Origin of the sequence: Allotamlana fucoidanivorans (assembly GCF_006265225.1) — a bacterium.
GTDB lineage: Bacteria > Bacteroidota > Bacteroidia > Flavobacteriales > Flavobacteriaceae > Allotamlana > Allotamlana fucoidanivorans.
Window position 1 is genome coordinate 41,357 of the sequence record NZ_VDCS01000010.1, and the last position, 14,037, is coordinate 55,393.

Sequence of the window (14,037 nt, forward strand, 5' to 3'; positions counted from 1 at the left end):
CATAAAACTTTTATATTTAATCTTAAATTTTAACAAAAACCATGAAACATTTAGTTGTATTAACTGGCGCTGGAATGAGTGCTGAAAGTGGTATAAAAACCTTTAGAGATGCTGATGGTTTATGGGAAGGACATGATGTTATGGAAGTAGCTACGCCAGAAGGTTTTGCACAGAATCCCGAACTGGTTTTACAGTTTTACAACCAACGCCGCAAACAACTATTTGACGTTGCCCCAAACATAGCACATTACACATTAGCCGAATTAGAAAAGCGATTTAAAGTAAGTATTATTACCCAAAACGTAGATGATTTACATGAAAGGGCGGGTAGCTCTAATGTGATTCACTTACACGGGGAATTGCTAAAAGTAAGAAGCACATATGACCGTAATGATGTTAAGGACTGGCATACAGATTTAGTGTTAGGTGATACCTGCAAAAAAGGGTACCAGTTGCGTCCGCATATTGTATGGTTTGGCGAAGATGTTCCCATGATAGAAAAAGCTGCTAGTATTTGTGAAACTGCCGATATTTTAGTGATTATAGGTACCTCCATGCAAGTGTACCCAGCTGCAGGCTTAAAGAACTACGTACCCCACAATACACCTATTTATTTTATTGATCCTAACCCTAATATTGAAAGCATGCGCACTTTAACTGTTATTGCCGAAAAAGCTAGTACTGGCATTAAACAGCTTGAAGCTTTACTATAACTAGATTTTACGATTCTTGGCTTCAATCCATTTACTCATAAACTTAGTACTCTGTAAAGTATGATGCATTAACATTTGTCCTGTAAAATTGTTCTGTCTTCGCCCCTGTAACTCTTGACTAACTGTATTGAGATGTTCTATAAAAAGCGCTTGAAACTGGTCTTTATTAAATCGGTTATTGATAATTTGAAATCCGTTACTTTGTTTTTCTTCCCATACCGATTTATCTTCATAGAGTAATACGGCATTTTCAACAAAATCATTAATCTCATCTGCCACAAATCCGTTAGGGCCAAAATCGCCAAACATACCTTCTGCCCCAACGGATGTAGTTACACTTGGCGCACCATTTACCATGGCATCTATTAATTTTCCTTTTAATCCAGCGCCAAATCGTAAAGGTGCCAAACAAACCTTTGCTTGCTTCATAACGTTGTGAGCATCAACTGCAAAACCTTTTATGATAAAGCCTGATTTTTCGTGATGGTGTTGTTTAGCTTTTTGTTGTACATAAGCCCCATAAACATGAAGTTCTGCTTGAGGCAAACGTTTCCTTATTAAAGGCCATAACGTTTCTTTTAAATATAAAACAGCATTGTAATTGGGTTCATGCAAAAAATTACCTATGGTTATAAAATGAGTTCTTTCATCAAATTTTGGAAGATTTTGTTGCTCATCTTTTGTTAAAGCATCTAGCATAAAAGGAAGGTAAAATAACAATGATTCATCTACTCTAAAATCTAATTTCAGTATATCCATTTCTGCTTCAGAAATAATCAAACTCAAATCACATCTGTAAATACTGGCTATTTCACGCTTAGCAACGTAATTAAAAAGCGTATTCAAACTAAACGCTTGATTAGCTTTAAAGGCCTCATGCCTACCTTTTCTTAAACAATGAAGATCTTCGGTATCAAGAATTCTTAAAGCATTCGGACAGTTTTCAGCAACCCGCCAACCAAACTGCTCTTCAATCATAAACCGATCAAACAAAACAACATTTGGGTTTAATCGCTTTATAAAATCATCAAAACTTGAACTGTTTAATTCTATAGCTACTGTAGTTACACCTATACTTTCTAAATTAAAAGCATTATCGGTTTTAGCACATGCCGTAGCAAAGGTTATGTTAAAACTGGCTTGCTTAAACGTTTCAATAAGTTGCAGCATTCTACTACCTGCGGCTGAACTTTTAGGTTCAGGCCATACAAAACCAATAATTAAAAGGTGTTTTGGCACGTTTATAACTAAATTTATTCTGGCTTAGGTTCTAGATCATATTTAAATCGAACCATTTCTGCCCAATTTACCACAGCTTGTATTTGTGCATCTGTTAATTTGGCTTCAGCGTGCGTCCAAGTATACGATTTTAAAGGCATACTTTTAGCTTCAACCATTTCAATTAATTCTTCAAACTTATGATCTTTCTTCTTTGTTGAATTGCCTACCCAATTAGACACATTAAAATGTTTTTTACCATCCTTTATATGTCCTGCCAACCAATAATTAACAGGGGTGATCTTGTTATACCAAGGATAACGTGTAACATCACTGTGACAGTCATAACAGGTTTCCTTAAGAATCAATTTAACATCTTCTGGCGGGTTTGTTTCAACTAAAAATGGTTCTATAGATTTTAAATCACCCTGGTTTTTATCTGGCCCAAAGAACTGAGCTACTAAAAACAATAATAAAACTGCTAAAAGTACTTTTTTTACTAATTTCATTTTAATTAGATTTAGTGTTTAAAAATAAGAAAAGCATTTGACTACTAAAGAACTTTACAGCGAATTAAATTATGTGAATCATTCACGAGAGAAACGACATTATTATGCTAATTTACTTTTAAATCGTTCAGACCTTATCCCCACATTATTAGATATTTTATTTAGCATTAATGATAAAACATCTACAAAAGCAGCCTGGGTGTTTGAATTTATGTGCAGCCTTGATATACACTGCATTATGCCTTATTTAGATAGGTTTACAGCTAATATAAAACATGTACATTTTGATTCATCCGTGCGCCCTTTAGCTAAAATTTGCGAAACACTTATTGAGGCTTATTACAACAAAAAAGACCCAAAAATAAAACAGCATTTAACCGAAACACATAAAAAACGCATCACTGCAATCTGCTTTGATTTTATGATAAACGATGAAAAAGTGGCTGTAAAAGCCTACAGTATGACTACGCTTTTTTTTCTAGGTACAGAATATGAATGGATTCATCCTGAATTAGAACTAATACTAAAACGTGATTATACTAACCAAAGTGCCGCTTTTAAAGCTAGAGCTAGGCATGTAATGCAGCGTATAACAAAAACCAGGCATTCCAATAAAAATCTTAAGTAATTCATCTTCAAACTTCGGTGTAAAAATCATATCTTTGCATGCTTTAAAAACAAACAAAAGATATGTCTTTATCAGCATTAAACGCCATCTCTCCTATTGACGGAAGATATAGAAGTAAAGCTAGTGAGCTAGCACCTTATTTTTCAGAAGAAGCCTTAATTAAATACCGTGTTTTAGTTGAAATAGAATACTTTATAGCGTTATGTGAAATTCCTTTACCTCAATTACAGTCGGTAAACTCATCTATTTTTGATGACTTAAGAGCTATATATGAATCGTTCTCATCTGAAGATGCTTTAGCGATTAAAAAAATAGAAAGTGTTACCAACCATGATGTAAAGGCCGTTGAATACTTTATAAAAGAAAAATTTGATGAGTTAGGTTTAGCCGAATACAAAGAGTTTATCCACTTTGGATTAACCTCACAAGACATTAACAATACAGCTATTCCGTTAAGTATTAAAGAGGCCATTAACGATGTTTATGTTCCTGAATACACCGTGGTTTTAAATAAACTAGAGGCCTTATCAAAAGAATGGGCTCAAGTTTCAATGTTGGCACGCACACATGGGCAACCCGCTTCACCAACGCGTTTAGGAAAAGAATTTGAAGTTTTTGTAACCCGCTTAAAAGAGCAATTTAATTTGTTAAATGACATACCTAGTGCTGCTAAATTTGGTGGAGCTACTGGTAATTTTAATGCGCATCACGTAGCTTACCCAGATATTGATTGGAAAGCATTTGGCGCCAAGTTTGTTCAAGAAAAATTAGGCTTGTATCACTCCTTTCCTACCACGCAAATTGAGCATTACGATCATATGGCCGCCTTATTTGATGCCTTAAAACGTATTAATACCATTCTAATTGATTTAGACAGAGATATTTGGACGTATGTATCTATGGACTACTTCAAACAAAAAATAAAAGCTGGTGAGGTAGGTAGCTCGGCTATGCCGCATAAAGTAAATCCTATTGATTTTGAAAATTCTGAAGGTAACTTAGGTATTGCCAATGCTATTTTTGAGCACTTGGCCGCTAAATTGCCTGTTTCAAGACTTCAAAGAGATTTGACCGACAGTACCGTTTTAAGAAACGTTGGTGTACCTTTTGGGCATACCATAATTGGTTTTAAATCAACTTTAAAAGGGTTAGACAAGCTCTTACTCAATGAAAATAAGTTTGCTGAAGATTTAGAAAATAACTGGGCTGTTGTAGCTGAAGCCATTCAAACTATTTTGAGACGAGAAGGCTACCCGAACCCTTATGAAGCTTTAAAAGGCTTAACTAGAACAAATACAAAGATAAATCAAGACTCTATTTCAAATTTTATTGATACCTTAGAGGTTTCAAACACAATAAAGGAAGAATTAAAACGTATTACACCTAGTAATTACACTGGAATTTAATAGCTCTCAATGTTAAACGACAAGCAATCTTTACTTTTAACTGGTCTCATGGTAGGCGGTATTTTTGTTTTTGGAATACTTGATATTTTAGATAATTTTATGGTTTTAACGGCATTAACTATTATGTTTTTTACCATTATAATAAATATGTTTTCGTTTTTAAAAAAATCGAAAGATATTCCGAAAGAAGAAAATCAAGATAAATAAGAAAAAAAGCTTCCAAAAACAGGAAGCTTTTTTTACGTGTTTTAAATTTTTACTTGAAAAAATTCATAATATCATCTAATTGTTTTTCTTGAATATTGGCTTTTTGCAGGGCATGAATAAGTGTTACCATTTTATCTGGACTCATATTATCACCTAATACTCGTACAATGCCAAACCCCATGTCTTTAGAGCTGCCAAACAATACAATTTCATCGGCTTCATCATCAGTGCCTATATATTTAACAGATATTTTATTTCCTTTATCTCGTAATTCCATCAGTTCTTGATATTTTGAATCGCTTAAAATTCGATTCACTTCTGCTAGTTCTGCATTGAATTGTTCTACATTATCATCGGATGCTTTATATCCTAAGAAATTTAATTTATCAACAGATGCATAAGCTTCTTTCTGCTCTTCACTAAACTGAGACTTGTCTATTTCAATCATTGACAACGGAAAGTCCTGAGAAATAAAATTCTTTGTTTCTTGATGCTCTACATAATACCCCTGTAAGCTTCCGCTATTACCACAGTTAACTAATATAACTGCGGTGAATAACGATAGAAAATGTTTGATTGTTCGTTTCATGATTATGAGTTAATTACTTTCCTTTTTCTAGATGTTTTCCACCAGGAATATTCATTTTATCGGTTAATTTTGAAATTTCATTAAGGTCAATATCTCCAGTAAGTGATACCACAACGGTTTCAATTTTTCTGTTCTCACCATTAATTTCAACACCCTGACCTTTCATAGCTTTATCAATACCATTAACAAAGATTAAAAGTTCTTTCACATGATCTGCATCTTTTCCTTCTTTTACATAAAATTTAACTTCAGTACCATCATCTTTTACTTCCATTAACTCTTCTAAACTGCTCGATTTTGATTTTACCCAACTTGAAATATCGCCTGCAATATCTTTATTGTCTGTCACAATAGTTTTAAAGCTGGTAATGCTTTTAACCATATCCATATAAGCTTGAGCTTCGGCATCTTCAACATCAATACCCATTTTGGCTATCATTTGAAACATCTTAGGTTTTATGGATACATAGGTAACATCTGTGTTATCATTGTATTTCTCAAAAATATCTTTTTGAGCCATTCCTGCTAATGGTAATAACATAACAGCTATTATCCATACTATTAATCTTTTGTTCATTGCTTTGCTATTTAATGTATTTAAAATATTCATTGTTTTAGTTTTTAAAAATTATACGTGTTGAATTTTCAATTTCGTTAAGATACCCTAAGGTAGATGTACCTTTGTTAACTTCATTAAGATATCCTACCGTTGCGGTACCTTTATTAAATTGATTAGAGATTAACTCCATAGATTTTGAAAATTCGTTAAAGGCCAATTGCGGATCATCATAAGTACCTAAATCATTTGAATGATTTACTTTACCTATATAAAATCCTATCATAAGAACAATCACGGCTGCAACAGAAATCCACTTGTAATTAAAATTTTGCTTTGTTTTTAATGGAACGTCTTTGGTAAACTGTTCTTTCTGATTAGCTAAAAAATATGTAAACATAGGTTTGTACATCTCTAATTGCGGAGCTACATTGCTGCCGGAAAAATAGTTTTTCAACACTTGCTCTTCTTTTAGAGAAGTTTCCCCGTTTTCATATTTTTCAAGTAATTTTTCTATATTATTTAATACCATAATTATGTGTATTAGTTAATTTTTCTCTTATTGTTTTTCTTGCCCTTGACAAAGCCACTCTAACTGCTGTATTATTCATATCTAACATTTTAGCTATCTCATCAAAATCATATTCTTCTATATCTCTAAGTTGAATAATTAGGCGCTGTTGTTCAGGTAACGCTTCAATAATTTTCTCAACCCAATGTACACTATCATTTAATTCAACTTGTTTTTGTAAAGCCGTTTGTTTATCCTCATAATTACTGTGCACAATTTTTAAATTTTGCGCTTGCTTCGATTTTAACTTATCAAAACAATAATTCTTGGTCATGGTCATTGAAAAGGCTTCCACATTTTTATACTCTTGAATTTTTGCTTTATTGTTCCATAATTTAATAAGGACTTCTTGCGTGGCATCCTCTGCTTCCTCTGTTGATACTAGTAATCGCTTAGCTAAACGAAATACCTTGTCTTTAAAGGGTGTTACAATATTTAAAAACTCTAATTGAGTCATTCTAATAGTATTGGCTTGGTTAAATATAGCTTAGTTAAGGCTATTTGATATTACGACGATCATAAATCAGTTTTGTTACAAATATTTTTTTTAACACAATAATGTAAGTATTTTTAAAGTTTTTAAGACTACTTACATAAAAATAGCATGAAATACTTTAAACCTCTTCCGTTCCTACTTGTTCTAATACTTTCACTTAGTCTAGCTCTTAGTTGTAGTAAAAATGACGACAATGTTTTAATTGAAGAAAAAGAAGAATATGTACCTGTTACGCTAGACAATGAAATACATGATTTTATTTGGCAAGGCATGAATGAAATCTATCTATGGCAAAGTGTTGTTCCTAATTTAAGCAACAATAAGTTTTCCACTTTTGATGACTATTATACATTTTTAAATTCATATAACACACCCGAAAGCTTATTTGATGCTCTACTTTACAAAAAAGATGAAGTTGACAAATTTAGTTTTATTGTTGATGATTATGTGGCATTAGAAAAATCGTTTCAGGGCACTACCAAAACAAATGGCTTAGATTATAGATTGGTTAGATTAAGCGGATCAAATAACATATTTGGATATGTTAGGTATGTAGCAAACAATTCTGATGCGGCGTCAAAAGATATAAAAAGAGGGGACTTATTTCTAACCGTTGATAATCAACAACTAACTATAAACAATTATGAAAGTTTGCTTTTTGGGTCTAAAGACACTTATACCCTAGGAATGGCCGAAATAACCAATAATACTATAACCTCTAATGGCAAAACAGTAACCTTGACTAAAACAGAATTTACTGAAAACCCGATTCATATTGCTAAAGTGATAGAATCTAACGGCACGAAAATAGGGTATATAATGTATAATGGTTTTACGAGTAATTTTAATACCGACTTAAATAACACATTTGGTGATTTTAAAACCCAAGGTATTAATGAATTGGTTCTAGACTTTAGATACAACCCTGGAGGTAGTGTTAATACAGCCATTGAATTATGTAGTATGATTACTGGACAGTTTTTAAATGATGTAATAATTAAACAACAATGGAACTCAAAATATCAAAATTATTTTGAGGCTAATGCCCCAGAAAGCCTGGTTGACCGTTTTACTGATAAAATGTCTGATGGTACTTTAATTAATTCTCTCAACCTTAATAGAGTTTATATTTTAACAACTTCGGGGACAGCCTCTGCCAGTGAGTTAATTATAAATGGACTGGCACCTTACATTGATGTTGTACAAATAGGGACTAATACTACAGGAAAATATACCGCATCTGTTACCTTATATGATTCTGAAAATTTTGGTAGAGAGGAGGCCAATCCAAATCACACCTATGCTATTCAACCCTTGGTTTATAAGTCGGCTAATGCAAATGGTGTCACAGATTACTTTAATGGTTTAGCACCAGATTATCCAATAACCTACCAAAATAGTTCAGGGCAACTATTTGAGGGAGAAAACATTATTAATTTAGGTGTTTTAGGAGACATGAATGAACCTTTCTTAGCCAAAGCAATTGATTTGATTAATGGTGGAACTACCAAATTTTTTGAGTCATCAAAAGATGTAAAAGGTGTAAGCATAGAACATATTGCTGAATCAAATGACTTTAAACCTTTAGGCAAAGGCATGTATTCCAATTTTAAAAAAATGGAGTAATTTCAGCTATCTCACCTAAGAATTAAAAACATGAAAAGAATAAAAGCCCCAATTATCTTCGTTTTAATGATAATGCTCTGTGTGAGTTGTTTTGAAGATAATGATGATAATGGTGTATCAATAACAGACATCAATGATTTTGTCTGGCAAGGCATGAATGCCTTTTACCTCTATTTAGAACACATTCCAGATTTAGCTAACGACAGATTTTCAAGTAATGATGCGTATGTCAATTACTTAAATGGTTTTAATCGTCCTGAAGATTTGTTTGAAAGTCTTATTTACAAAAGAGAAACAGTTGACAGATTTAGTTGGATTGTTGACGACTATTTAGAGCTTGAACGTTTATTTGAAGGGACTCGAGGCACAAACGGACTAGAATTTAACTTTTACCAATCACCTAATAGTGATACAGATGCTTTTGGTGTTATTCGTTTAGTGTTACCTGGAAGTCCTGCCGCTAAAACGGTTCTAAAACGGGGTGACATTATTTATGGTATAGACGGTATAAAATTAACCACTAGTAATCTGGCCTCCTTATTTAATCAAAATTCATATACGCTTAATTTAGGAGTGTATAATGATCATAACACTCCTGAAGAATCAGATGACACCATTGATCCTATTGATGTAAATATCACTTTAAACAAAGTTATATATACTGAAAACCCCATCTTTAAAACAGCAACGTTCAATATTGGCGGACAAAATATAGGATACCTTATGTATAATGGATTTATAAAAGGATCTGAGGAACAATTAAATAGCGTTTTTGCAGATTTTAAATCGAAAAATGTACAGCGATTAGTATTAGACTTAAGATACAATCCAGGAGGCTCTGTATTAACAACAGCGTATTTAGCCAGTATGATTACAGGGCAATTCACGGGAGAAATTTTTGAAAAACTGAGATATAATAAAAATCAAACAGGAAATAATTTTGATTACCTATTCTACAATGAATTACCTTCAGAAGCTTCCATTAACTCTATAGGCCTGAACAAATTATACATTTTAGCTACAGGCTCATCTGCTTCAGCAAGCGAGGGGCTAATTAATGGGTTGCGTCCCTATATTGAAGTGATACATCTAGGCTCTAATACCGTTGGTAAAACACAGGCTTCACGAACCCTTTATGACTCGCCTGATTTTACACGAGAAGGTGCTAACCCTACGCACACCTATGCCATGCAACCTTTAATTGCTGAAGGATTAAATAAAAATGATGAAAAAGTTCCTGAAACAGGTTTGGTTCCAAGCATAGGGTTTGAATACAAAGAGAACGCTACCAATTATGGGGTTTTAGGTGATCCTGAAGAGCCCATGTTAGCTCTTGCTCTAGCGGCCATTAATAATAGTACAGCTAAAGTATCCCGCATTAAATCACAAACAAAAGATTTAGATCTTATTTTAGAGAGTAACACCTTTAATCCTTATGAAGGTGGTATGTATATTGACTAAAACCTAAGGTATTGAGCAAAAACAAAACCTACTTTAACTGGAGCACAGGAAAAGATTCAGCCTTGGCGCTTTATCATCTGCTGCAAAATGAGAATTACATCATTGATGAATTAATTACTACCATTAATAGTCATTATAATCGAGTGTCTATGCATGGTTTAAGAAAAGAATTCCTTACCGCTCAAACCAAAGCTTTAAACATAAAAGCGAGTTTAATAGAGCTTCCTGAAATGCCCAGTATGGAAGTTTATGAGCAAAAAATGAATGACACTGTTTCTAGGCTTAAAACGGAAGGATTTACCCATAGTGCTTTCGGTGATATTTTTTTAGAAGATTTAAGAGAATACCGCGAAGAACAACTAGCCAAAAAAGGTTTTAAAGCCATTTTTCCTTTATGGAAAAGAGACACTAAAGCGCTTTTAAATGAGTTTTTAGACTTAGGTTTTAAAACTGTTATTGTTTGCGCCAATTCAAAATATTTTGATGAAGATTTTGTAGGCACTGTGATTGATAAAAACTTTATAGATAAGCTCCCAAAAGGTGTAGACCCTTGTGGTGAAAATGGAGAATTTCATACCTTCTGTTTCGACGGGCCTATTTTTAAAAATCCGATACCTTATACCCTTGGTGAAAAAATATACCGCGAATACGACAATCCAAATACTGATGGTTCGGTTTGTAAATCTAACAAATACGGCGTTTGGTATTGTGATTTAATTCCATAAAAAAATGCCACCTAAAAAGTGGCATTTTAAATAAAGTAGATTACTTCAAGGCTCTGATTAATTGAAATATATTTTTGATGCCCCTAAAGCCACTTCTTTAGAGTCTATTTTTTCCTGAGTTGTTACATCATAAATATTCAATGTGCTCACATCTGAAAACGATGTGTTTGTTGCATATATACGATTATCTTCAACTTCCATAGCGTAAAGATACCCTTCAGCTGTAAGTATAGAAGAACTTGGTAATGCGGTTGCCTCTGCATTCATTTTAAAAATAGCTCCATTTAAGGCATAGTAAATCATATCGTCCTCATAAACCATTAGTGATGGGTGCTCGCCTTCTTCAAATGTTAATTCTAAATCAACCGATAAGGAACTTGTATTAATCATAGAAATACCTGCCTGTGTGTGTCCTGTAACATTCCAACTGGCATCATACAATGTTCTTCCTTCCGATAAAACAACTAATGCTCCTGAATCACTAAAAAATAATTCATCTGGTCTATCTTTTACTACTATTTCCTTTACACTATCATCGTTTATTGATATTACAGAAATGACATTATTGTTTGTATAAGCACCTTTATGAGACACAAATAATTTACCATCTTTTTCTATAATACGTTCTGGGCCATTACTAACCGATATTGTTTTTATGAGCTGCAAACTATTTAAATCAATAACAGCCACAAAATCGTCCGTTTCATCCACAGCAGCCCCCCAGTTGGTTACATAGGCCTTATCACCAACCACGGTTAAAAACCTTGGGGTTGCTAAACCTGTTGTAATTTCGCCTTCTTTTTTAAAGGTATACCTATCTACTACCGTAATAGTATTAGAATTATCAACCACAATAAAAGCTTTTGCCTTTGAAAAAGCCATAGACTGAAGAAACGTACCTAATTCAGTCCCATTGACTTTTTTATAAATAAGGTTTTCAGAGTCACTAAAATCATTTGCAATAAAAGATATGGATCCTGTTCCTGCTCCTGAACCTTCACCACTTACCAAAATACCATTTTCATAATCGCCTTTTGGAAATACCGTATCGTCATCATCTTGAGAACATGATTGTAGCAGCAACAAGCTTAAAATGAACAGTTTAAAAATTAACTTACTAAGTTTCATACTTTAAAATTTATAATTGAGGTTTATATTAAAATTTCTATTGGGCATGGGGCGTCTAGGTCTAACAACATACTTTTCATTAAATAAGTTATTTATTTTTACCCCTAATGATAATTGACTTTGCAGTGTGTGTAACACCTTAAAATCAACACCTGTATTAGCTACAAAAAAAGCTGGCACTACAAAATCTTCAGAATTACTGGCCGTTGTATACACCATACCATTATAAAGCTGCTGGTAATACCATCCAAACAACTTATAATTATAACTTAAATTGGTTTTAAAAAGGTGTTCTGGCGTGAATATAACCTGCTTCTTTGTTGCTTCATCAATAGCTTGCGTAAAGCTATAATTTGCTTGTAATTTTACGATATGTTTGTGAAACTGCTCTTCTACACCAACCTGTATTTCTACCCCTTTAGAGGTCACCTCATCAATATTTATAGGCACCCAAACACCAGGCCGTTCTGGATCTCCATTTGGAATCCATGTAATCTTATCGTTTGAGGCAATATAAAAAACACCTGCATCTACTGACACAACATCATTTTTAAACCCAATACCCAACTCTCCTTGTAAGGCCGATTCTGGTACTAAACTCAAATTACCTTGGCTAGGCCAATACAAATCATTATAAGTAGGCACCCTATAATTTTTTGAACCATTGGTTCTAATAAAAAATTGTGACGATGCTTTAAACTGAGCACCTAATGCATAGGTAAAGGGTATCTTATAATCTGAATTAAAATCTTGACGTACTTTTGCTTCGTAGTTAAGCCAGTCACTTAAATCATGCTTGTAAACAATTGATTGAGAAAATTGCTTTCGGTGCTTTTCTGAAATTTTATCTGCTTTCCCTAAGGTAGATTCGTATTCTGAGTACGACGTTATTTGAGCGTCTATACCTAAAAATCTATAAGACAAATCATAATTGAAACGATAACGTTTAGCCCTTCCAAAATCATAATCATCAAATGCTCTATCTGCAAAATATCTATACGTCTCGAATAGGTAGGCCATTCTTGCCTCTTGCTTTAGTTTATACTTATTTTGGGTATATACCAATAAAAAATAATTATTAGAGTTCTGGTATTTATCTTTAGCCGTTTCAGGGTTTGGTAATTCCCCTGAAAAAAAGCGTTCTCCCCAATAATTGGAATTGTAAAATTTTAACTTAGAATATTTTGAGAGCAATAAAGCAGCATTAAAGTTTAAAGACAAATTTTTAAATGCCCCATTTTCATTTTTAAAATCGGTATCATACAACGGGTAATCATTTTCAGATTCGTTATAAGACACTCCTGCATTTATAGCTAATTTAGATTGAGACATTTTGAATTTATACAAACTATTGTATGCCTCAAAACTACCTGCCGAAAGCACAAATTGATGTGTTGTTTTTTTCTTAGCGCTAAAGACTAAATCATCATTTAAATGAATAGAGCCACCAATAGCCCCTGAGCCATACTCCAAACTACCACCACCACTTCTTATATCAATACCATCATACAAACTCACGGTTAATGCGTTAAAATCTGTTTGACCATTATTTACAGCATTTATATTAATGCCGTTCCAAATAACCGCTGTATTTGTTGCACTAGTACCTCTAAAACTGGCAGAACTCACCCCGCTCACACCATTCTCTCTTAAATATAATGGTGAATTAAAACGTAACACATTTGTAAAAGACTCGGTATTTTTAAGTAATACAGAATCGTTTAACGTTTGTACCTTATATCCTACAGAATGCTGTTTTAGTCTGGGATCCCCATGGATAACTACCTCTTTTAGAGTGTTAACCAACGTATCCTGTTGTGTAAAACCATCAAAACTGATGATGAGAGCAAGTATATAAAAAAAGGTTTGTTTCATAATAATTAAACTTTTATCCCGAAAGTTTTAATAATTGATTATGAATATGGCAGGTCTCCTGACTTGCGTCTTCATGTTGGTCTTCCCAAAGAATTTCTTCAGTGACTTGAAGTTGAACATGAAGCTTTTTAGCTTACAGTTGCGGGAACAGTTCTGGACTTTAACCAGATTCCCTTTTAATCCAATCAACTCAAATTGATTAGAACCAAAATTCGCCACAAATGTACTACCTATTTTTAGAATGATGGAGATTTTATCTGTTAATTTTTAATGAGTCTCTTAAAGATATCTTGTGTACTATAACTAAAATCACCCCTATCTTAATGTAG

General features: G+C 33.2%; 15 protein-coding genes and 1 riboswitch. Of the genes, 7 read left to right on the top strand and 8 right to left on the bottom strand.

The annotated features are described in order from the left end of the window. Window positions 1-41 precede the first annotated feature (41 nt). On the top strand, window positions 42-713 hold the full coding sequence (locus tag FGF67_RS11045; RefSeq protein ID WP_139697728.1) for an SIR2 family NAD-dependent protein deacylase: 672 nt from the start codon (window positions 42-44) through the stop codon (window positions 711-713). On the opposite strand, the gene FGF67_RS11050 is transcribed toward FGF67_RS11045, so the two are convergent. Both FGF67_RS11050 and FGF67_RS11055 read right to left on the bottom strand, forming a co-directional pair. Then, the gene (locus tag FGF67_RS11050) at window positions 714-1,958 is read right to left on the bottom strand and encodes a glycosyltransferase family 4 protein (protein ID WP_394344303.1); all 1,245 of its coding nucleotides are present in this window, start codon (window positions 1,956-1,958) and stop codon (window positions 714-716) included. Between the two features lie 8 nt (window positions 1,959-1,966). Beyond that, a complete protein-coding gene (locus tag FGF67_RS11055) occupies window positions 1,967-2,440 on the bottom strand; it encodes a heme-binding domain-containing protein (RefSeq protein ID WP_139697730.1) in 474 nt (157 codons plus the stop codon). A 37-nt stretch (window positions 2,441-2,477) separates the two neighbouring features. Here FGF67_RS11055 and FGF67_RS11060 point away from each other — a divergent pair, with 37 nt between their 5' ends. The 3 genes from FGF67_RS11060 (at window position 2,478) to FGF67_RS11070 (ending at window position 4,681) form a co-directional block, all read left to right on the top strand. Beyond that, the gene (locus tag FGF67_RS11060) at window positions 2,478-3,068 is read left to right on the top strand and encodes an adenylosuccinate lyase (protein WP_139697732.1); all 591 of its coding nucleotides are present in this window, start codon (window positions 2,478-2,480) and stop codon (window positions 3,066-3,068) included. Window positions 3,069-3,130: 62 nt separating this feature from the next. Next, complete coding sequence (gene purB, locus FGF67_RS11065) at window positions 3,131-4,474, top strand: adenylosuccinate lyase (RefSeq protein WP_139697734.1); 1,344 nt, start codon at window positions 3,131-3,133, stop codon at window positions 4,472-4,474. Between the two features lie 9 nt (window positions 4,475-4,483). Next, the gene (locus FGF67_RS11070; protein WP_139697736.1) at window positions 4,484-4,681 is read left to right on the top strand and encodes a hypothetical protein; all 198 of its coding nucleotides are present in this window, start codon (window positions 4,484-4,486) and stop codon (window positions 4,679-4,681) included. Window positions 4,682-4,730: 49 nt separating this feature from the next. Here the strand turns inward: FGF67_RS11070 and FGF67_RS11075 are convergent, their stop codons facing one another. From FGF67_RS11075 to FGF67_RS11090, 4 genes are read right to left on the bottom strand one after another with little or no spacing between them, the layout of a single operon-like run. Next, on the bottom strand, window positions 4,731-5,270 hold the full coding sequence (locus tag FGF67_RS11075) for a DUF4252 domain-containing protein (protein ID WP_139697738.1): 540 nt from the start codon (window positions 5,268-5,270) through the stop codon (window positions 4,731-4,733). A 13-nt stretch (window positions 5,271-5,283) separates the two neighbouring features. Continuing rightward, window positions 5,284-5,847, bottom strand: a complete 564-nt coding sequence (locus FGF67_RS11080) for a DUF4252 domain-containing protein (protein ID WP_139697740.1) — start codon at window positions 5,845-5,847, stop codon at window positions 5,284-5,286. Between the two features lie 37 nt (window positions 5,848-5,884). After that, window positions 5,885-6,358, bottom strand: a complete 474-nt coding sequence (locus tag FGF67_RS11085; protein WP_139697742.1) for a hypothetical protein — start codon at window positions 6,356-6,358, stop codon at window positions 5,885-5,887. Next, window positions 6,345-6,854, bottom strand: coding sequence for an RNA polymerase sigma factor (locus FGF67_RS11090; protein WP_139697744.1), 510 nt, complete (start codon window positions 6,852-6,854; stop codon window positions 6,345-6,347). Before FGF67_RS11090 ends, FGF67_RS11085 begins: the two co-directional genes overlap by 14 nt. Window positions 6,855-7,001: 147 nt before the next feature. On the opposite strand from FGF67_RS11090, the gene FGF67_RS11095 reads away from it, so the two are divergent. The 3 genes from FGF67_RS11095 to FGF67_RS11105 are packed head-to-tail and all read left to right on the top strand — an operon-like array spanning window position 7,002 to window position 10,705. After that, entirely contained in the window at window positions 7,002-8,519 is a 1,518-nt protein-coding gene (locus FGF67_RS11095) for a S41 family peptidase (RefSeq protein WP_139697745.1), read from the top strand. 30 nt (window positions 8,520-8,549) lie between these two features. Beyond that, the gene (locus FGF67_RS11100) at window positions 8,550-9,980 is read left to right on the top strand and encodes a S41 family peptidase (RefSeq protein ID WP_139697747.1); all 1,431 of its coding nucleotides are present in this window, start codon (window positions 8,550-8,552) and stop codon (window positions 9,978-9,980) included. 11 nt (window positions 9,981-9,991) lie between these two features. Continuing rightward, the gene (locus FGF67_RS11105; protein ID WP_139697749.1) at window positions 9,992-10,705 is read left to right on the top strand and encodes a Dph6-related ATP pyrophosphatase; all 714 of its coding nucleotides are present in this window, start codon (window positions 9,992-9,994) and stop codon (window positions 10,703-10,705) included. A gap of 57 nt (window positions 10,706-10,762) precedes the next feature. Here FGF67_RS11105 and FGF67_RS11110 read toward each other — a convergent pair whose 3' ends face one another. Next, window positions 10,763-11,833: a YncE family protein gene (locus tag FGF67_RS11110; protein WP_139697751.1), complete on the bottom strand. Its 1,071-nt coding sequence runs from the start codon at window positions 11,831-11,833 to the stop codon at window positions 10,763-10,765. 3 nt (window positions 11,834-11,836) lie between these two features. Beyond that, complete coding sequence (locus FGF67_RS11115) at window positions 11,837-13,708, bottom strand: TonB-dependent receptor plug domain-containing protein (RefSeq protein WP_139697753.1); 1,872 nt, start codon at window positions 13,706-13,708, stop codon at window positions 11,837-11,839. A 31-nt stretch (window positions 13,709-13,739) separates the two neighbouring features. Continuing rightward, window positions 13,740-13,933, bottom strand: a riboswitch (cobalamin riboswitch). Window positions 13,934-14,037: the final 104 nt, after the last annotated feature.